Origin of the sequence: Bradyrhizobium sp. AZCC 1721, assembly GCF_036924715.1 — a bacterium.
Taxonomy (GTDB): domain Bacteria; phylum Pseudomonadota; class Alphaproteobacteria; order Rhizobiales; family Xanthobacteraceae; genus Bradyrhizobium.
Window position 1 is genome coordinate 2,430,473 of the sequence record NZ_JAZHSB010000001.1, and the last position, 20,398, is coordinate 2,450,870.

The following is a 20,398-nucleotide window of genomic DNA, read 5'->3' on the forward strand; positions in this document are numbered from 1 at the left end:
TAAAGCATCAGGCGAAGTAGCAACTCACCGAACCGTAAGGTCCATAATCTGCCTGGATCGTGTCGCCTTTGCGGGTTTCGATCGGTCGGATGAACGAGCCCGCCAGCACCACTTGGCCGGCTTCGAGCGCCAACCCATTCGGTGCGATCTTGTTGGCAAGCCAGGCTACCGACGTGGCGGGATGATTGAGGACTCCGGCCGCAAGCCCGGTCTCTTCAAGCTGACCGTTGCGGAAACAGAGCGCGCCGATCCAGCGCAGGTCGGCGTCCATTGGCCGGATCGGGCGGCCGCCGAGCACGATGCCGGCATTCGCGGCGTTGTCGGCGATGGTGTCGAAAATCTTCCGGGTCGCCTTGGTCTGCGGATCGATCCGCTCGACCCGCGTATCCAGAATCTCCAGCGCGGGCACCACGAAATCGGTGGCGTTAAGGACGTCGAACATCGTGCTATCAGGTCCAGCCAGCCGCGACTTCATCACGAAGGCCAGTTCGGCCTCGATGCGGGTGGCGATGAAACGATCTGAAGGCACAAGCCCGCCGTCGGCAAAGAACATGTCATCGAGCAGGATGCCGGAGTCAGGCTCGTCAATATTGAGCGCGCTCTGCATTGCCTTCGAGGTCAGGCCGATCTTGTGGCCCTTCACGGTGCGCCCCTGCGCGACCTTCATCTCGACCCAAGCTTTTTGAATAGCGTAGGCATCCTCGATCGTTATGCCGGGATGTTCAAGCGAAAGCTGCCGGATCTGTTTGCGGGTCTTCTCGGCGGCATCGAGCCGCTCGGCGGCGCTTCGGATCTCGTCTCTGGAAAGGGCCATGGGCGTCCGGCTCGATCAGCAAAAAGCGGGTTCTGAAATCTGTTTAACATGTTAAATTATTCGGTGCAAACTGATTTGATGCTTGTTGCGCCGCAAAACTCTATCCTTGCCTCGATCGAGGATTCCCAATGGCGGGCCACTGAAGATGTCAGGCAAGAAATCGCCGAACGGATCGCGTTCGGACCCAGAGGGAACGACGGAGGTCCGTCGCGGGCCGATGCGCGAATTCTCGCGCTCGCTGCCGATGTCGCTCTTGCGCGCGCGCGAAGCCGTGATGCGCCAGTTCCGTCCGTCGTTGCGCAATCATGGGCTGACCGAGCAGCAATGGCGGATCCTGCGCGCGCTGACGGCGGTGGATACCATCGAGGTGACCGAGCTGGCACGCGTCGCCTTCCTGCTGGGGCCGAGCCTATCGCGAATCCTGCGCGATCTCGAAGCGCGCGATCTGATCGAACGCCGCACGGCCAAGGCAGATCTTCGCCGCGGCGAGGTGTCGATCTCCTCCAAGGGGCTGAAGCTGATCGAGGCCGTCGCGCCCACCTCGGAAGCGATCTACGCCGAGATCACGCACCGTTTTGGAGCGCGCAAGCTCGCCGAATTGCAGGACATGCTGGGCGAACTCGAGCGCAGCCTTGCCGCGATGGAGGTAGCGGGTGAGGGCGAGGCCGAAGCAGACGAGTAGGCGCAAATTTGCATGATGCTACTGGCCCGATGCATAGCGGCCGGGCAAATGATTGCAATCATTTGTCAAATGCGACTGAGGCGGTAGACATGCGCGCGATTTTTCGTTCAAAATGCCGGCCAAGCCGGTCATCAAAACCGGTGCGGGAATCGCGGGGCTAGCTGCTCAAACGCAGGCTCTCCCGTGCAAGGACAGGGCTGAAATCCGGACATGGTCACAATAAAAGTCAACAATCTGATCGACTTCGTCGCAGAGGTTTTTTCTCATTCGGAATCCTCGCCCGAGGAAGCAAGGCGCATCGCTACTTATCTCACGACAGCCAATCTCACCGGCCATGACAGCCACGGCGTGATCCGGGTTCCGGTCTATATCCGCTGGAAGAAGACGGGCAACGTCGTTCCAAATCAGACCCCTGAGATCGTCGTCGACACCCCGTCGCTCGCCGTGGTCGATGGCAAGTTCGGCTATGGTCAGACCGTGACGCCATTCGCGGTGCGGACCGGCATTGAGAAGTGCAAGAAGGCGGGACTGTCAGCCATCGCGCTGCGCAACGCCGGCCACATCGGCCGCGTCGGCGACTGGGCTGAGATGGCCGCCGCCGAAGGGCTAGTATCGGTGCACTTCGTCAATGCCGCCGGCTCGCTGCTGGTCGCGCCGTATGGCGGTGTCCAGAAACGGCTCTCGACCGCGCCTTACTGCGTCGGCATTCCGCGCCAGAGGCAAGATCCGATCGTGCTCGATTTTGCCACCTCGATCGTTGCCGAAGGCAAGGTGCTGGTCGCCAGCCGCGGCGGCAAAAAGCTTCCGACCGGCGCACTGGTCGATGCCGACGGCACGCTGAGCGAGGAGCCGTCCGTGCTCTACGGTCCCTACACGCCGGACGGGCCGCGCGACCACACCAAGGGCACGGGCGCGATCCGCGCGTTCGGCGAGCACAAGGGCTCGGGGTTGGCGTTCATCTGCGAACTGCTCGGCGGAGCGCTGACCGGCACCGGCGCCACTTCGGGTGGCCGGCAGTTCGCCAACGGCATGCTTGCCTTCTATATCGATCCCAAGGTGATCGACACGGCCAACTATTTCGACGACGAAATCTCGCGCTATACCGACTTCATCCGGGAGACCAAGCCGATCGCCGGCGTCGAGTCCGTGCTGGTCCCGGGTGACCCCGAACGCAAGATGCGCGCCGAGCGCACCAGGAACGGCGTGCCGCTGCCTGATGATACCTGGGCTGCAATCGTCAACACCGCCCGCGAGGTCGGCGTCAGCGAAGCGAGCATTCAGCGCGCGACCAGCTAATCAAATCTGCGAACTCCAACAAATTGTAACGATCACAAAGGGAAAGCGATCAATGGCAACCAACAACGTCAAGAAAGTATGGGCCTCGGGCAAGGCCGTGGTGAACGCATGGCTCGCGATCCCGTCCGGCTTCTCGGCCGAAGTGATCGCGCAATGCGGCTTCGACAGCGTTACCGTCGACATGCAGCACGGCGTGCAGGACTATCTTTCGATGGTGCAATGCTTTCAGGCGATGAACGGTCATCCGGTGACGCCGATGGTCCGCGTGCCCTGGAACGAGCCCGGCATCATCGGCAAGGTGCTCGACGGCGGCGCCTATGGCGTGATCTGCCCGATGATCAACACCAAGGAGGAGGCGAAGAACCTCGTCCAGTATTCCAAGTATCCGCCGAAGGGCACGCGCTCGAACGGCCCGATCCGCTCCGGCATGTATGGCTCGGCCGGTTCTTACCAGCAGACGGCGAACGACGAGATTGTGCTGCTGCCGATGATGGAGACCAGGACGGCGGTCGAAAACATGGAGTCGATCCTCGACGTCGAAGGCATAGACGGCGTCTATATCGGCCCGTCCGACCTCGGTTTCTCCTATGGCCTGGTGCCGAAGCTCGACCGCGACGAACCTGAAATACTCAAGATCTACGAGAAGATCGTCAAGGAATGCGGCAAGCGCGGGCTCAATCCCGGCATCCACTGCTCGGGTGCCGAGGGCGCGGTGCGCGCCATCAACATGGGCTTCAAGCTCGTGACGCTGTCGAACGAGAGCGGCCTGATGATGACCTACGCCAAGATGCAGGTGAATCAGACCCGCAAGGATAGCGGCGGGAAGGCGTAAAAGATCTCGTGTCCCGGACGCGGTGCAGCGCTTCTTAGCGCTGCACCGCAGAGCCGGGACCTAGTAGCAGCAGCGGTGCGTGGGCCCCGGATCAGCAGCGCATCGTAGGAGTCGCGCGAAGCGCGATCCCGAACGCGCTGCGCAGCATCCGGGGTACGATAGCTAGATACCGAGGAGATATCCCATGACCACCCCGGCACCCGTGATCCGCCTGCACCCTGACGATGGCGTGCTGATCGCGCGCGCGAGCTTGCCGCCGGGGATGGTGGTGGCCGAGGGCGTCACCACAACCGAACGGATTCCTGCCGGCCATAAGGTCGCGATCAGGCCGATCGCCGCAGGCGAGCCGGTCCGCCGCTACGGCCAGATCATCGGCTTTGCCACCGCGCCGATCGCGCCGGGCCAGCACGTGCACACGCAAAACTGCGGCATGGGCGATTTTGCCAAGGACTATGCCTATGGCGTCGACGTCAAGCCGGTGCCGAATTTCGATCTGCCCGCCAGCTTCGACGGCATTCGCCGCGCCGACGGCCGTGTGGCGACGCGCAACTATATCGGGATCCTCACCTCGGTGAATTGCAGCGCCCATGTCGCCGGCATCGTCGCCGACATGTTCAAGAAGAATCCATTCACTGGCGATAACCCGCTGGCCGACTATCCGAACGTCGACGGTGTGGTGGCGCTGACCCACAAGACCGGCTGCGGCATGACGCAGAACGAACCGCTGGCATTGTTGCGGCGGACACTCGGCGGCTACGCGCGGCACGCAAATTTCTCCCATGTGGTCGTGCTGGGCCTTGGCTGCGAGGTCAATCAGATCGGCGGGCTGATGGAGGAGCAGAAGCTCGCGGGACGTTTGCGCGCGATGGACATCCAGGAAGTCGGCGGCACCCGCAAGACGGTGGAGGCCGGCATCGCCTTCGTGAAGGAGGCGCTGACCGACGCCAATAAAGTAAAGCGCGAGAAGGTCGCAGCCAGCGAATTGACGGTGGCGCTGCAATGCGGCGGCTCCGACGGTTACTCCGGCGTATCGGCCAATCCGGCGCTGGGTGCTGCGAGCGATCTGCTGGTGCGCCACGGCGGCACCGTGATCCTCTCGGAGACGCCGGAGACTTATGGCGCCGAGCATCTGCTGACGCGGCGCGCCGTCAGCCGCGAGGTTGGCGAAAAACTCGTCGGCCTGATGCGCTGGTGGGAAGAATACACCAGGCGCGAAGGCGCCGAGATGAACGCCAATCCAAGCCCCGGCAACAAGGCCGGCGGACTCACCACCATCCTGGAAAAATCATTGGGCGCGATGGCGAAGGCCGGCAGCACCAATCTGGTCGACGTGCTCAACTATGCTGAGCCGATCACCAAGAAGGGTTTTGTCTTCATGGACACGCCCGGCTACGACCCGGTTGCGGCGACAGGCCAGGTCGCGGGCGGCGCCAACATGGTCTGCTTCACCACGGGCCGCGGCAGCGTGTTCGGCTGCAAGCCCGCGCCCTCGATCAAGCTCGCGACCAACACGCCGATGTACAAGCGCATGGAAGATGACATGGACGTCAATTGCGGCACCATCCTCGACGGCGAGGAGACCGTGCAGCAATGCGGCCAGCGCATTTTCGAATTGATGCTGAAAACGGCATCCGGCCAGCCGACCAAAAGCGAGAGTTTTGATTTCGGTGGTGCCGAGTTCGCGCCGTGGGTGCTTGGGGCGACAATGTAGGTCTAGCACAGCTCGTCGCCCCTGCGAACGCAGGGGCCCATAACCACCGCTCGAAGTCGTTGAAGCAAAGCTGTCCCCCCGCGTGCCCCTTACGCCGGCCGCGGCGCATGGGTCCCTGCGTTCGCAGGGACGACGTAATAGAGGCGAGAACCCCTCAACTTGTCGCCCCTGCGAACGCAGGGGCCCATAACCACAGCTGTTCGTTGTTTCAGCAGGTGTCAGCGATTCCGCTTCACTTCATAAATCACGCGGTATGTTGGGGTGGACGGCCCCCGACGGCATCGATGTGCCAGAATGAGGTCGGTAAAGATCTCAGACAAGGGAGCCGTCCATGAACGATATTATCCGAATTGGTGTCGACACGTCCAAGAGTGTTTTCCAGCTGCATGGCGTTGATGCGGCCGAGCGGCCGGTGCTGCGCAAAAGGCTGCGCCGGCGCGATTTCCTGAGCTTTTTCGGCAAGCTGCCGCCGACCGAGGTCGGCCTGGAAGCCTGCGGCGGGGCGCACTACTGGGCGCGCGAACTGATGGCGCTGGGACATGAGCCGAAGCTGCTGCCGGCGCAGCACGTGAAGCCGTATGTCCAGCGCAATAAGAACGACAAGCAAGATGCCGACGCGATCTGCGAGGCAATGAGCCGGCCGCGCATGAGCTTCGTGAGGGTCAAGAGTGTGGAAGAGCAAGCGGCGCAAATGTTGATGACGATGCGCCAGCGGCTGATCGACTATCGCACGCAGCTCATCAACACCATCCGCGGTCACGCGGCCGAGTTCGGCCTCGCGGCCGCCAAAGGGCCTGCCCATGTCGAGCCGCTGCTGACGCGCATTGCCGAAGACGGAACGGTGCCCGCGCTTGCCAAAGAGCTGTTCGCCATCCACGGTCAGGAGTACGACCGGCTGAGGGGTGAGCTGCGCGAGATCGAAGCGAAGCTGAAGGCCTGGCACCGGCAGAACGAGATGAGCCGCCGCCTTGCCGAGGTCGATGCCATCGGCCCGATCGGCGGTTGTCTGCTGACGATCAAGGCTCCCAATCCGCAGGTCTTCCGCTGTGGCCGCGACTTTGCGGCCTGGATGGGCTTGACCCCGAAGGATCATTCTACCGCAGGTAAAATGCGGCTCGGCGTCATTACCCGCGCCGGCGATGAGAGCTTGCGCCGCACCCTGGTGGTGGGCGCCACCTCGGTGATCAAGCAGGTTCGCAAAGGCAAGGCTCATCCCTCGCCCTGGCTGCGCGATCTGGTGGCGCGCAAGCCGCCGAAGCTCGCCGCCGTGGCGCTCGCCAACAAGGTGGCGCGCATTGCCTGGAAACTGATGGTCAGCGGCGAACGCTACGACGCGGCACGCGCCGGCATCGTCTCTCCGAGGCCGAGTGTAGCGCCGTGCTCGCCTCGTCAAGGCCGCTGCGCGCCGCCTGCGGCGGTGGCCTTCGGCCAGCCTTGACAACCCTGCGCGCGGCGCTCAACAGCGGCCGCCATCGGAGCAACGACCCAATCTGGGCCTCGCCCACACAACAAGGTGACCACATGACCTTCAACTGACGCAGATCAAAGCTTCGGCGTGAGGGTAACTTCACGCTGCAGGCCGAAGCTTGCTCGAGAACGGAAGATGGACCTGATCGATCGATCACAGTCACGAGGCAACACTCCGTGGGACCCATTGGTGCAAGACACCGCCACTATGTTTGGAGCTCGTATTGTGGACCCCATCTTGGCAGCGGTCATGTGCGACCGCATCAACAGACCGGACATATGGCCGCAATCGCTTCGATCGAACCGCGTTCCGCCTCTTGCAAGCAGGGGGCCGTCCACATATGGGTCCCCTGCGTTCGCAGGGACGACAGTGGGAGCCGCACGTCCCATAGGCACCTCGTGCCCGTTGTTAATGCTTGATCCTGCTCGGAACCGGTGTTCTGCTTAAAAAAGCCGCTGGAGTCTCCGGTCCGTGTCGATCTACGTCGCACTACACCACGTCACGCACTACAAATATGACCGACCGATCGATCTCGGCCCTCAGACCGTTCGCCTGCGTCCGGCGCCGCATACGCGGACGCCGATCCTGAGCTATTCGCTCAAGGTGACGCCCGCCAATCATTTCGTGAACTGGCAGCAGGATCCGCAGGGCAATTGGCTGGCGCGCTTCGTCTTTCCGGAGAAGGCGTCGGAGCTCAGAATAGAAGTCGACTTCACCGCGCAGATGACGGTCGTCAATCCCTTCGATTTCTTCGTCGAGCCCTACGCCAATTCCTTTCCGTTTCAGTACACCGCCGATCTCAAGACCGAGCTCGCACCCTATCTCGCGACCTCCGAGCAGGGGCCGTTGTTCGCGGCTTACTTAAAGGAGATTCCGCGCGAGGCCGACAGCACGGTCAATTTCCTGGTCGAGCTCAACGCTCAGCTTCAGAAGAAGATCAAGTATGTCATCCGGATGGAGCCGGGCATTCAGACGCCGGAGGAGACGCTGGCGCGGGGTTCCGGCTCGTGCCGCGATTCGGCGTGGCTGTTGATCCAGGCATTGCGGCATCTCGGTCTCGCCGCGCGCTTCGTCTCCGGCTACCTCATGCAGTTGCGTCCCGATATCGATCCTATCGAAGGCCCGCGCGAGGTCGAAAGCGATTTCACCGATCTGCACGCCTGGGCGGAGGTCTATCTTCCCGGCGCAGGCTGGATCGGCTTCGACGTCACTTCGGGCATGCTGACGGGCGAGGGACATATCCCCGTCGCTGCCACGCCGCATTATCGCTCAGCGGCACCGATCTCGGGCAGCGCCGGCTTCGCCAATGTCGAATTCGGTTTCGAGATGAGCGTCAGGCGCATCCGCGAGGCGCCGCGGATCACGCGGCCGTTCTCCGATGAATCCTGGACGCGGCTCGATCGGCTCGGCGAGCAGGTCGATGCCGATCTCAGGCGCGACGACGTGCGGCTGACCATGGGCGGCGAGCCGACCTTTGTCTCGATCGACGATCTCGAATCGCCGGAATGGAACATCGCTGCCATCGGCCCGACCAAGCAGGCGCTGGCGGATGAGCTGATCCGAAAGCTGCGGGCGCGTTTCGCGCCGGGTGGGTTACTGCATTACGGGCAAGGTAAATGGTATCCGGGCGAAAGCCTGCCGCGCTGGGCGTTCGGACTCTATTGGCGCAAGGACGGCGTGCCGATCTGGAAGAATGCCGACCTGATCGCAAAGATTGAGAACCCGCACAAAGCCGATGTCGCAGACGCCCGGCAACTGATGGAAGGCATCGCGAAGCGGCTCGGCCTCGACGCCAGCTACGTGATGCCGGCGCACGAAGACCCCGTGCATTGGTTGCAAAAGGAAGCCGCACTTCCGGTCAATGTCGATCCCGGCGACTCCAAGTTGTCCGATCCCGAAGAACGATCACGCATGGCGCGGGTGTTCGATGAAGGGCTCGACAAGCCGAAAGGGTTCGTGCTGCCGGTCCAGCATGCGGACGCCGATGGTCCTCGCTGGATGAGCGAGCGCTGGCAATTCCGGCGCAGCCATTTGTTTCTGATCCCAGGCGATTCCCCGCTCGGGCTCCGGCTGCCGATGGCGTCGCTGCCGCATGTTCCGCCGGAAGAATATCCTTATGTCGTCGAGCAGGATCCGATGGAAGCGCGGCTGGAGCTTGCGGCCGAAGACAAGGAGCCTGAAGCAGGGGACACGCAACGGCGAGCGCAAGAGCCGAAAGCAAAGTGCAAACTCAGGCCGGTGCGCACGGCAACCTCGGTCGAAATCCGCGACGGCGTGTTGTGCGCCTTCATGCCGCCGGTCGAGAAGCTCGAACACTATCTTCATCTGATCGCGGCGGTCGAGGCGACTGCCGAAGAGTTGCAGATACCGGTTTATGTCGAGGGCTACGGGCCGCCTTACGATCCGCGCGTCGAGGTCATCAAGGTGACGCCCGATCCCGGCGTGATCGAAATCAACGTACAGCCGGCGCAAAGCTGGCGCGAGGCGGTCGACATCACCTTCGGCCTGTATGAAGACGCCGCCAAGATCCGGCTCGGCGCCAACCGCTTCCTTGTCGATGGCCGCCACACCGGCACCGGCGGTGGAAATCATGTCGTTGTCGGCGGCTCTACACCGCAGGATTCGCCGTTCCTGCGCCGTCCGGATTTGCTGAAGAGCCTGGTGCTGTACTGGCAGCGCCATCCGTCGCTGTCCTATTTGTTCTCCGGCATGTTCATCGGCCCGACCAGCCAGGCGCCGCGTATCGACGAGGCACGGCACGACGGGCTCTATGAACTCGAAATCGCGCTCTCGCATGTGCCGCCGCCCGATATCGAAGCCCCGCTATGGCTGGTCGACCGTCTGTTCCGACATATCCTCGTCGACATAACCGGTAATACCCATCGCGCCGAAATCTGCATCGACAAGCTCTATTCGCCCGATGGCCCGACCGGCCGTCTCGGGCTGGTCGAATTCCGCGCGCTCGAAATGCCGCCCGACCCGCGGATGTCGCTGGCGCAGCAATTGTTGATCCGCGCGCTGATCGCAAAGCTCTGGCGCGAGCCGCAGCAGGGCAAGTTCGTACGCTGGGGAACCGCGCTGCATGATCGTTTCATGCTGCCGCATTTCCTCTGGGAGGATTTTCTCGGCGTGCTCGATGAGCTCAGGCAATCCGGCTATGAGTTTTCGCCGGAATGGTATTCGGCACAGCTCGAATTCCGTTTTCCCGTGTTCGGCCGTGTCCATCACGGCGGCGTCGCGCTGGAATTGCGTCAGGCGCTGGAGCCCTGGCATGTGCTGGGCGAGGAGGGCTCGGCCGGCGGTACCGTGCGCTATGTCGATTCTTCCGTGGAGCGCCTGCAGGTCAAGGCAACCGGCTTTGTCGAGGGACGCCACGTCGTGACCTGCAACGGCAGGCGGATGCCGATGACATCAACGGGACGCTCCGGCGAAGCCGTGGCCGCCGTCCGCTTCAAGGCCTGGCAGCCGGCCTCGGGGCTGCATCCGACCATCCCGGTCCACGCGCCCCTGACATTTGACTTGATCGATAGCTGGAACGGCCGTTCGCTCGGCGGCTGCGTCTACCACGTCGCCCATCCCGGCGGCCGCAATTACGATACCAAGCCGGTCAATTCCTATGAGGCGGAGGCGCGGCGGCTGGCCCGGTTTCAGGATCACGGCCACACCCCGGGGCGAATCGAGCCGCCGCCCGAGGAACGCACAATTGAATTCCCTTTGACGCTCGACTTGAGGACGCCGCTCCTGATCTAATCGGAAGCGACGGTCTCGGGGAATCGGAATGTCAGGCCTAGGCAGCAATCAGGAGAGCAAGGCCCGTCCGGGTCAGCGCCGGATGGCGCAATGGACGCGCGACTATGCGCGGCTGCCCGGCACTCCCGACGAATATATCGGGCCTGATGGCGCGCCGCGCGCGGCCTGGACCCGCTTTTTCGATGCCTTTTCAGCACTTTCGCCGCCAGATATCGAACGCCGCTTCGCCTCCGCGGACCGGCATCTGCGCGAGGCCGGCGTCACCTATCGCGCGCCTGGCGAAACCGCCGACCGGCTGTGGCCGCTCAGCCATCTGCCGCTGATCATCGACGAGGCCGATTGGCAGCAACTGACCACGGGTATCGCGCAGCGCGCCCAATTGTTTGAAATGATTCTGCGCGATCTCTATGGTGAGGCTCGGCTGGTCAGCGATGGTGCCGTGCCCGCGGCCGCGATTGCCGGCAGCAATGAATATCTCCGCGCCGTCTGCGGCGTCAAACCACCGGGCGGGCGTCATCTTCATTTCTATGCCGCCGATGTCGGCCGCGGCCCCGACGGGCGCTGGTGGGTGCTGAACGACCGCACCCAGGCGCCGTCGGGTGCCGGCTATGCGCTGGAAAACCGCTTGGTGCTGTCGCGCGCCTTTTCCAGTCTCTACAAGTCGATGAACGTCGAGCGCGTGGCGCCGTTCTTCGAGGCGTTCCGCGATTCGCTCCGCGCCAGCGCCGACCGGGACGAGCCGCGCATCGGCCTGTTGACGCCGGGCGCTTTCAGCGAAACCTATTTCGAACACGCCACGCTGGCGCGCTATCTCGGCTTTCTCCTGGTCGAGGGCGACGATCTCGCCGTTAGCGGCGACCGCATCCATATCCGCACCGTCGCGGGCCTGAAGCGGCTCGACGTGTTGTTGCGCAGAGTCGATTCCAATTTCCTCGATCCGCTGGAGCTCGATGCCTCGTCGCATCTCGGCGTGCCCGGCCTGATCGATGTGCTGCGCAAGGACGGCGCCGTCGTCGCCAACATGCCGGGCTCGGGCGTATTGGAGGCGAGGGCGCTGCTCGGATTCCTGCCTAGTCTGTGCCGCCGCCTACTTGGCGAGACTTTGGTCATGCCGCACATCGCGACGTGGTGGTGCGGCCAGAAATCGGCGCGTGAGGAAGTGCTGTCGCGGCTGGAGGATTTCGTCATCGAGGGCGCCTATGGCCGGGCCGTTCCCGGCTTTTCCAGCCATGCGCCCGTGCTTGCCGGCGAGTTGCCGCCAGCCGAGCGCGACCGGCTCCGGCAGGCGATCACCGAGCGCGGTATCGACTATGTCGGCCAGGAACTGGTGCGCCTGTCGACCACGCCGGTGTGGGAGCAAGGTCGGATCGCGCCGCGGCCGTTCGTGCTGAGGGTATTTGCCGCCGCTACCCCGCAAGGCTGGACCATCCTGCCCGGCGGCTTCTGCCGGATCGCCGAACAGGCGGATGCGCGTGCAGTATCGATGGGTGACGGGGCGCGGTCGGCGGATGTCTGGGTGGTGTCCGACAAGGCCGTATCGTCGGCGACGCTGTTGCCCGGCGCCGACACGGTGCGGATCAGGCGGATCGCCGGCGTGGTGCCGAGCCGTGCCGCGGATAATCTGTTCTGGCTCGGCCGCTATCTCGAACGCGCCGAGGCGACGCTGCGGCTGATCCGTGCGCTTGGCACCTCGACGCGCGACCCTGCCAAGGGAGCGTCAACCGCGTTGCATTCGGTCGAGCGTATCCAGCGGATTCTCGTGACCTGGGGCGCTACCTCGCAGGCGACGCGGACCAATCCGGCGCGGGTCATCGCGGAAGCGCTGCAGAGCGAGGAGAAGTTCGGTTCTGCACTTTCGCTGGTGCGATCCGTGCAGCGAACTGCGAGTTCGCTGCGCGAGCGGCTTTCGCCCGATGCCTGGCAGATCATCACCGAGATGGTGGAGCGCCTTGCGCTGCAGGTCGACGACGACGACAGCATCGTCAGCGCCGCTGAATTGACGCTGCAGGAGCTGGCGAGCCTTGCCGGCCTGGCGCAGGAGAACATGAACCGCGCCGCCGGATGGCGCTTCCTCGACATGGGCCGCCGCGCCGAGCGCGCCATCAACACCGCGCGGTTCGCGCGGCAGTTCGCCTATGACGAAGCGGGCGAAGATGACCTCGACGCGCTGTTGACGCTGGTGGATTGCCAGATCACCTACCGCTCGCGCTATCTGGTCGGGCCGGCGCTGGCGCCGGTTCGCGACCTCGCCGTGCTCGACCCTTATAATCCGCGCTCGGTCGCCTTTCAGGTCGCAGCGCTCAACGACCACATCGCGGCGCTGCCAAGCCTGAAGGAACATGGTTTGATCGAGCGGCCACAGCGGCTGGCGGTGGCGTTGCAGGCAACGCTGACGACGGCGGAGGCCGCGACGCTGGATGTGAAAACGCTGTTTGCGCTCGAACAGGATCTGCTCAATCTGGCCGACGCCATCGGCCTGCACTACTTCCCGCACGGGCCCAATGCGAGCCGGCCGGAGAAGCTCACGGGCCTCGCGTGATCTACGACATCCGTCACGTCACGACCTACGCTTACGAGAGCCCGGTGAGTTTTGCGCGCTGCTCGCTGCGGTTGGAGCCGCGAACCGACGACGGTCAGCAATTGATCTCGCACGTGGCCGAAATCCGGCCGCGGCCGGCCGAACGCACGGTGCGACGGGACTTTTTCGGAACGCATACCGAGAGCGTGCTGATCGAGACCGCGCATCGCAATTTGCGGATCGATTCCCGCTCGCGGGTTTCGGTCGCGCGTCTGGCGCCTGGTCGCGCGGCACCCAGCCCGCCCTGGGAGCGAATCCGCGACGGGGCCTTTGAGGCTACCAGCCTCGGTCCGGCTTCGCCGGTCGGGTACGTCTTTGCGAGCTCGTTGGTGCCGGTGCTGGCGCCGCTCACTGCCTATGCCGCGCCAAGCTTCGCGCCGGGCGGCGGCATCCTCACGGGCGCCGTCGACCTGATGCGCCGCATCCGCAGCGATTTCAGATACGACTCCAAGGCCACCGTGATTTCGACGCCGCTTAAGGAAGTGTTCGAGAAGCGCCACGGCGTCTGCCAGGACTTTGCCCATGTGATGATTGCCGGCCTGCGCGGGCTCGGCCTGCCGGCGGCCTATGTCAGCGGCTATCTGCGCACCGTTCCGCCTGCCGGCCAGCCGCGGCTGCAGGGCGCCGACGCCAGCCACGCCTGGGTCTCGGTCTGGTGCGGCGCCGAGCTTGGCTGGGTCGGCTTCGATCCGACCAACGACCTCCTGGTCGAGAACGATCATATCGTCCTGTCGATCGGCAGGGACTTCTCCGACGTCTCGCCGGTCGACGGCATCATCGTCGGATCGCCCAAGCAGAAGCTCAACGTCGCCGTGGACGTGCTGCTGGTGGAATGAGGCTGGAATGCCTCGATGCCGGACTTCTTAAGAATTGGTTGTCCCGCCGCAGCGGGCAAGCCGCGCTAATCTCCGCTGCACTACGGATAGGCACCTTAACGGAAGGTTTGCACTTTTGTCGCCAGCATGACGTGCGCGGAACCGCGCCTGCAAGTTGCGTCCACCTAGCCAGGAGATAATCGTGAACAATTGGTCAACAAAGCCTTTCGTTTCCGCCGTGGCAGCCATGCTTGTTTTCGGCGGTAGCGCCAGCGCGGGCGGCGGCGCAACCAAGGATGAAGCCGTTGCCATGGTCAAGCAGGCCGTTACCTTCATCAAGGAGCAGGGACCCGAAAAGGCGTATCCCGAGCTCACCAACAAGGCCAGCAGGTTCCGCGACCGCGATCTCTATGTCGTGGTCTATCAGCTCGACGGCAAAGTGCTGGCTCACGGCTCGAACGAGAAGTTCGTCGGCAAGGATCTGATCGACGCGCAGGATGTCGACGGCAAGCTCTACGTCAAGGAACGCGTCGAACTCGCCGCCAAGCAGCCTTCGTTCTGGCAGGATTACAAGTTCGTCAATCCGGTGAGCAAGAAGGTCGAGCCGAAGGAAATGTACTGCGAGAAGCTGGATAACACGGCCGTCTGCGCAGGCGTCTACAAGCTCTGACCCCGATCAAGCGTTTGCGTTGTTGTGCGGCGATCGCCGCACTGAAGGGGTGACATGCTCGGCTGGATCAAGAACATTGGCCTTTCATGGAAAGTCCAGCTCGCTCCCGCGTTCCTGATCGCCGTCCTGATCGGGCTCGGCGCCTACGCGTTGCAAACGTTGCGGTCGAATCAGGCCGCCGTTGACGCGTTGGTGTTCGGTCCGGTCCGGCAATCGGAGCTGGCCAACGATCTCACCACAACGGTGTGGACGGCGCACGCCAAGCTCTATCGTCTTGCTGCCACGGCAGCCAATGAAAAGGACGAGAAGAAAGTAGCTGCGGTCGCCAAGGAGGCTTCGGCTGCGGCCGGCAAGATTTCCGAGGCGATGAAGGCCGTCGAAGGCATCAAGGGCGGGCTCGGCCCGGAGACTTTCGACAAACTGAAAGCTGCGGTCGCGGGCTATCTCAAGCAATCGAAAAACGCCATCGAGATGGCCGACGGCGACGCCGGTTCGGCGCTGATATTCATCAAGGGTGCAGAGCGCAATTTTGCCGTCATTGAAAAGCTGGTCGATGACCTGATCGCCCATAGCAGCGATAGCAAGGATCGCGAGATTGCCCGTGCCGGGATCAAGCTCGAGCAACAACAGATGACGCTGACGGCGGCCCTTCTGGTGGTTGCACTTGCCGGTATCCTGGTTTCGTTTTTGATCGGCCGAAGTACGTCCCGTCCCGTCGTGGCGATGTCGAGGGCGATGCGCGAACTTGCCGCCGGGCATTTCGAGGTCCAACTGCCCGGCCTTGAGCGCCGCGATGAAGTCGGCCAGATGGCGCACGCGATCCAGGAATTCAAGGTGCAGGCGATCGCCAAGGCCGAACGCGAGACGGCGGAGCGTGAGGAAAAGAACCGCGAACTGGCATCGGCCCGCCGTGCCGAGCTCCATAACCTGGCCGAGAGTTTCGAGATCGCGGTCGGCAATATCGTCGAGAACGTTGGCTCAGCCTCGGCCGAATTGGAAAATTCCGCCGCGATCCTGACCAACAGCAGCGTGGCCACCCAGGAGCTCTCCACCGTGGTCGCCGCGGCTTCCGAGGAGACTTCCAGCAACGTGCAGTCGGTGGCGTCCGCCACCGAGGAAATGGCCAGCTCCGTCAATGAAATCGGCAGGCAGGTTGCGAATTCCAACCGGATCGCCAACGAGGCCGTCGTTCAGGCGCAAAAGACCGACGCCCGCATCATCGAATTGTCGGAGGCGGCAAACCGCATCGGCGACGTAACCAGGTTGATCACCACGATCGCCGAGCAGACCAATCTACTGGCACTCAACGCGACCATTGAGGCCGCCCGCGCTGGTGACGCCGGCCGCGGCTTTGCGGTGGTTGCCCAGGAGGTCAAGGCGCTCGCCACCCAGACCGCCAAGGCAACCAGCGAAATCTCGACTCAGATCGCCGAGATGCAATCGGCGACGCAGGAATCGGTGCACGCCATCAAGGAGATCAGCGGCACCATCGGCCGGGTTTCCGAAATCGCCGCGGCGATCGCTGCTGCCATCGAGGAGCAGGGCGCTGCCACCCAGGAAATAGCGCGCAACGTGCAGCAGGCGGCAGAGGGCTCGACCCAGGTCGCGACCAGCATCGCCGACGTCAACCGTGGCGCCGGCGAAATCGGCACGGCATCGTCACAGGTGCTGGCCAACGCGCAACTGCTCTCCAACGAAAACAAGCGCCTCAAGGCCGAGGTGGGCAAGTTTCTCGCAACCGTGCGGTCGGCTTAAGCCGTAGGGCCCACGTTCGCGCCTTGCAGGAGCGGCCATCAGCGGATCATCGATCGAGTGATTGTTGCGAATCCTCGACGTCACAAGGAACAACTAATGCCTACTGAAAAATGCCAGCACGGCTTGGTCGAACGCATCCGGTTTCTCGGAGGGGACGGTATGCGAACTGCCGGCGATAGTTGTCCGCTCCTGGTTAGGCAGGCAGCTCGCGAGCTGATCGATAATCCTGTGAAAGAACTTCGGGCTCGACTCACCATTTGACAGCAACGTCGGCGCATTGATGGTCTTGGCCATATCGCAGGTGAAGACGGGTCTCGGGCGTTTCGTCATCGCGTCAGCCCGGTAGGTCGCAAAATTATCCAAATTCATTTGCTTATCGACATCGGAACGGCGCTCATAGGCCCCAGCGCCACCTACTCCATTTACGAAAAGCGGAATACCAATTTCGGCATTCCCAGCCCTAATGGCTTCTCTCGCCGCGGCCAGTTTGCCGCCGAACTCTTTAAGTACATCAGCTCCATCGGAGGTACCAGCCAACATGCCTGCCGCGGGCGGTTCGTTTAGAGCGAGACTGGTTACCATTTCCGGGTGCGACGCGGCGAAAAAAAGAGCCGCGTGCGCCCCAGAAGAATGCGCCACCACCCGAACCTTTGACAGTCCGAGCGCGCGCACCAAGGCTGCGAGGTCTTCGCCGTGGGCATCGGCGGCTCCGTCTGGCATCCCTTCCGGGCTGCTCTCGTTCGGGAAATTGTTGCGGCGACTGTACGCGATGGCGCGATAGCGGTCGGCGAATTTCGGAAGATGACCGGCCCACATTCGGTAGTCTTGCAGGCCACCATGAACAAATATGACCGGATCGCCTCGCCCCAATTCGACATAGGCAAGCTCAGTACCGTTTACTGAAATTCGCTTCACATCTTGAGCGGTAGCTGTTGCCGCTAGAAATATCGATGTTGCAGCCCCTAAGACGCCTCGGAACATGCTCGTCTCCATCTGTGTATCTGGAGGTTTGCCCTTCGACGAATGGGAGGATTATGATCCGAAAACGGTCATCTGTCTGTTGTATGCTTCACACGCCACCACTATTGCCCAGCCTCAGATGCCGCCGGCTTACGTGCCGGTCTTGCGCGCCGGCTCTGACGAATCCGCACGCAGGTTGCGGAAGAATTTTTCGACCTCGCGCGACAGCGTTTCGGCCGTGGCCGTCAGCTCGCTGGATGCCGTAAGGACCGAAGTCGCCGCCGTGCTCGTCGTGCCGATGGCGTCGCTGAGCGATCCGATATTGACGACCAGCGTTCCGTTGCCCTGCGCCGCCAATTGCGCGTTCGCCGAGATTTCACGCGTCGCCGCATCCTGCTGCTCGATCGCGCTGGCAATGATGGAAGTCACCTCGTTGATGTCGCGCACGGCGGCGCCGATCTCGCGGACCGCTTCGACGGAGGTTTTGGTCGACGTCTGGATCAGGCCGACGTTCTGGCCGATTTCGGCGGTTGCCTTGGCGGTCTGCTCGGCCAGCGCCTTGACCTCGTGGGCGACCACGGCGAAGCCGCGGCCGGCGTCGCCGGCGCGCGCGGCTTCGATCGTTGCGTTGAGCGCGAGAAGGTTGGTTTGCTCGGCGATCGCCTGGATCAGGTTGAGCACGCCGTCGATCCGCTGGGTCGCAGCCGCAAGCCCCTCGATTTCGGAGACCGATTTCTCGGTGCGCTGGCCCGCCTGCTCGACGGCGTTGGCCGACTGGCGCACCTGGCGGCCGATTTCCTCGACGGAAGCGGAAAGCTCTTCGGCAGCGCTCGCGACCGCGGAGACGTTGCTGGAGGCCTGTTCGGTCGCACCGTTGGCGGCCACCGCGCGTCCGCTTGCTTCCGATGAGACGCTGGCGATGGTCTGGGCGGTACCGCGCATCGCGGTCGCATTGTCGGTGACCGCGCGCAGTACGCCGCCGATCGCTTCCCGGAACGCATCGACCGAGGCTTCGATGTGGCGGGTGCGCTCGTCACGCGCCCTGGAATCCTCCAGCACCTGCGAATTGAGGTTGCGGTTGCGATCCATCGCTTCCTGGAAGATCTTGATGGCACGGGCGAGCGCTCCGATTTCGTCGGCGCGTTCAGCATGCGGAACCTCGACGCCTTCGGCGCCGTCGGCAACCTGCCTGTAGTGATGGTGGCGGTGATCACCGAGAGCGGGCGCGCGATCGAACGGGAAATGATCAGCACGCCGAGGACGACTACCACCAGCGCCAACAAGCCGAGGCAAGTCAGGATAAATGCCATCGTATGGTTGGTGTCGGTCTGTTGGGCCAGCCTCCTGCTGCGTTCGGCATAGACTTTGGAGAGCGCCTCGAGATCCTTATTCAGCGCGGTGCGCACTTGGCGGTTGGCGTCGTTGTCGCCCCATTCACGCCCCGCAGCCCCGTTGATCTCGACGCCGCGGCGAACCAGCTCCTTGCGGAAGTCGACGAACTGTTCGATGCGCTTCTTGAAGGTGGCGAACTGCTGGGCGTCGTCGGCCTGGACCAGCGTTTCCCAGTTCTTGACCACATCGAGAATACGCTCGTTGAACTTGAGCAGCCCGTCGCCGTACTTCTTCACCACGGCGGGTTCCGTCGACATGTAGATGCCGCGGGATTCCATCACGACCGCATAGACCAGCGAATTGATGCGCTCGACGTTGAGCGCGGCGCGGCTCGCGATCGAGACCTCTTCGGTAAGGGCCGCATTCTGACGGGTGTTGTAATCGGATAAGGCCGTGATGGCTGCGACGAGCAACGCGAACAGCGCGAAGATCGAATACAATTTGGCTGCAAGCGAAAATCGGGATGCCATGGCGCCACCAAAATAACTAGGGGAAATTCAGCCGTATCGGCACGCCGGATGAGATCCAGGGAATGCCGTCAGCGTAGGCAATGTGCTGAATTTTGGTGGAGAATGTCTTAACGCGCGAAGTTCGTAGAACCGCAACTAACGGCAAATCATCGAGTAACTTCAAACGATTACTTGGATGTCGCGGGATGCGTCGCCGGGAAAATTCGGCATGTCGGTGCGACTGCAACGGGCCTTGGTATATCCGCGCAATTGGAGGTGGCTGGCGCGGCGGAAGAAGCCCGGGTCCCGCAACTGCCCGACAAGACGGTACCGCCATGACGGCGCAGCGCGCCTGAGCCTCCGAAGGACGGTTCGCATTGGCAAGCAGCCGTGGCGCGAATCAAGCTAGTTAGACAGCGAGCACGGCGAAGGTGGCGCCGCGCTGATCCGATTATGCGTGAGAATTGGGACTCATGACTCAAAGTGCCGCCTTGCCGGGCAATCTCGATCTCTATCTCCACGTGCGCGTGCTGATCGCCCTGATCCTCGGGCTCAGCGTCACGCGTCTGGTCAGTGGTATCGCGGCATTGGTCCAGCACCCCGGTCGCTACCCGATTTGGCCTGTACATCTTGGCTGGGTCGCCTGGACGCTCCTGAACGTGGTCGCGTTCTGGTGGTGGGAGTTTCGGCTGAGCCACATCCAGCACTGGACGTACGGCCTTTACTTCTTCGTTTGCGTGTACGCATCGATGTACTATTTCCTGAGCGTTCTGCTTTTCCCGCAGGATCTCGATGAATATAAGGGCTACGAGGATTACTTTCTCTCCCGCCGCCGCTGGTTCTTTGGTTTTGCGGCCCTCACGGAAGCCCTCGATGTGGTCGATACCTGGATAAAGGGCGAAGCGCATCTGCGATCGCTGGGACTGGAATATCTCGTCGCCACCAGCGCATTCATATTGCTGTCCGTGGTAGCCGCGAGAACGCGCAACCCAAAATTTCACATGTTGTTTGCGCTCAGCGCGGTGGCTTATCAAATAAGCTTTTCGATCCGCCATTTTGGTACGCTGGATTAGTCACAGGCGGGGACCCTGATCGCTGGTCCCGTCCACCGCGCGGCCTCGAGCGGATTGAAGCCCGGATGAAGCCGACACTCCGCTGATTGCGCCTGTAGCCTTGGCTGGTCGCCCGGCATAGACTAGCCAGGCAATGGAGCGGGTACGGCGCAG

At 62.8% G+C, this 20,398-nt stretch carries 13 protein-coding genes and 1 pseudogene; 11 read left to right on the forward strand and 3 right to left on the reverse strand.

Annotated features, from left to right (window positions below; all coding sequences use genetic code 11):
• Window positions 1-7: 7 nt before the first annotated feature.
• The gene (gene hpaH / locus V1273_RS11550; protein WP_334409679.1) at window positions 8-814 is read right to left on the reverse strand and encodes a 2-oxo-hept-4-ene-1,7-dioate hydratase; all 807 of its coding nucleotides are present in this window, start codon (window positions 812-814) and stop codon (window positions 8-10) included.
• Between the two features lie 217 nt (window positions 815-1,031).
• Between hpaH and hpaR the strand changes: the two genes are divergently transcribed.
• From hpaR to V1273_RS11600, 10 genes are all read left to right on the forward strand, one after another.
• Window positions 1,032-1,496, forward strand: a complete 465-nt coding sequence (hpaR, locus tag V1273_RS11555; RefSeq protein WP_334367803.1) for a homoprotocatechuate degradation operon regulator HpaR — start codon at window positions 1,032-1,034, stop codon at window positions 1,494-1,496.
• A gap of 210 nt (window positions 1,497-1,706) precedes the next feature.
• The gene (locus V1273_RS11560) at window positions 1,707-2,792 is read left to right on the forward strand and encodes a malate/lactate/ureidoglycolate dehydrogenase (RefSeq protein WP_334367804.1); all 1,086 of its coding nucleotides are present in this window, start codon (window positions 1,707-1,709) and stop codon (window positions 2,790-2,792) included.
• 52 nt (window positions 2,793-2,844) lie between these two features.
• Window positions 2,845-3,624 (forward strand): HpcH/HpaI aldolase family protein, encoded by a 780-nt coding sequence (locus V1273_RS11565; RefSeq protein ID WP_334367805.1) that lies wholly within the window; start codon window positions 2,845-2,847, stop codon window positions 3,622-3,624.
• A gap of 184 nt (window positions 3,625-3,808) precedes the next feature.
• Window positions 3,809-5,335: a UxaA family hydrolase gene (locus V1273_RS11570; RefSeq protein ID WP_334383016.1), complete on the forward strand. Its 1,527-nt coding sequence runs from the start codon at window positions 3,809-3,811 to the stop codon at window positions 5,333-5,335.
• Window positions 5,336-5,666: 331 nt separating this feature from the next.
• A complete protein-coding gene (locus tag V1273_RS11575; RefSeq protein WP_334383034.1) occupies window positions 5,667-6,773 on the forward strand; it encodes an IS110 family transposase in 1,107 nt (368 codons plus the stop codon).
• Between the two features lie 501 nt (window positions 6,774-7,274).
• A complete protein-coding gene (locus V1273_RS11580) occupies window positions 7,275-10,553 on the forward strand; it encodes a transglutaminase family protein (protein WP_334383015.1) in 3,279 nt (1,092 codons plus the stop codon).
• Between the two features lie 28 nt (window positions 10,554-10,581).
• Window positions 10,582-13,092, forward strand: a complete 2,511-nt coding sequence (locus V1273_RS11585) for a circularly permuted type 2 ATP-grasp protein (protein WP_334409680.1) — start codon at window positions 10,582-10,584, stop codon at window positions 13,090-13,092.
• Window positions 13,089-13,967: a transglutaminase family protein gene (locus V1273_RS11590; RefSeq protein WP_334409681.1), complete on the forward strand. Its 879-nt coding sequence runs from the start codon at window positions 13,089-13,091 to the stop codon at window positions 13,965-13,967. Before V1273_RS11585 ends, V1273_RS11590 begins: the two co-directional genes overlap by 4 nt.
• 226 nt (window positions 13,968-14,193) lie before the next feature.
• Window positions 14,194-14,616: a cache domain-containing protein gene (locus V1273_RS11595; protein WP_334412195.1), complete on the forward strand. Its 423-nt coding sequence runs from the start codon at window positions 14,194-14,196 to the stop codon at window positions 14,614-14,616.
• Window positions 14,617-14,670: 54 nt separating this feature from the next.
• Window positions 14,671-16,371 (forward strand): methyl-accepting chemotaxis protein, encoded by a 1,701-nt coding sequence (locus V1273_RS11600; protein ID WP_334409682.1) that lies wholly within the window; start codon window positions 14,671-14,673, stop codon window positions 16,369-16,371.
• Window positions 16,372-16,464: 93 nt separating this feature from the next.
• Here the strand turns inward: V1273_RS11600 and V1273_RS11605 are convergent, their stop codons facing one another.
• Complete coding sequence (locus V1273_RS11605; protein WP_334409683.1) at window positions 16,465-17,352, reverse strand: alpha/beta fold hydrolase; 888 nt, start codon at window positions 17,350-17,352, stop codon at window positions 16,465-16,467.
• A 129-nt stretch (window positions 17,353-17,481) separates the two neighbouring features.
• A pseudogene (locus tag V1273_RS11610) lies at window positions 17,482-19,193 on the reverse strand (methyl-accepting chemotaxis protein).
• Window positions 19,194-19,645: 452 nt separating this feature from the next.
• Here V1273_RS11610 and V1273_RS11615 point away from each other — a divergent pair.
• Window positions 19,646-20,245, forward strand: coding sequence for a hypothetical protein (locus V1273_RS11615; RefSeq protein ID WP_334409684.1), 600 nt, complete (start codon window positions 19,646-19,648; stop codon window positions 20,243-20,245).
• Window positions 20,246-20,398 lie beyond the last annotated feature (153 nt).